The sequence below is a fragment of the Methylobacterium sp. D54C genome (assembly GCF_053345595.1).
Genome location: NZ_JBKFAK010000194.1, coordinates 1 through 307, shown reverse-complemented (window position 1 = coordinate 307; position 307 = coordinate 1). Strand labels below are relative to the sequence as shown.

Below are 307 nucleotides of genomic sequence, written 5' to 3'. Positions count from 1 at the left end.
GTGCTCGACCTGAACGACTTCTTCTACTTCGTGCAGGTCGTCGATCGCGGCGGCTTCACGGCCGCCGGGCGGTCGCTGCGCGTGCCGAAATCCACCTTGAGCCACCGCCTCCAGCAGTTGGAGGGCGCCCTCGGCGTCCGGCTGTTGAACCGGACCTCGCGCCGGTTCGGCATGACGGATGCGGGGGAGGACTTCTCCCGCCACGCGGTCGCGATGCTCAGAGAGGCGGAGCTGGCGGAGACGACGATCCGCCAGCGCCTGACGGAGCCGACCGGCACGGTGCGGTGCACGGCCGGCGTCGCGGAGG

The 307-nt window shown here is 71.0% G+C and carries 1 protein-coding gene; it reads left to right on the top strand.

Translation table 11 applies throughout. The annotated features are described in order from the left end of the window. Nucleotides 1-307: LysR family transcriptional regulator (locus ACLBYB_RS33125; RefSeq protein ID WP_447701421.1), on the top strand; the 307-nt coding region annotated here is incomplete at its 3' end.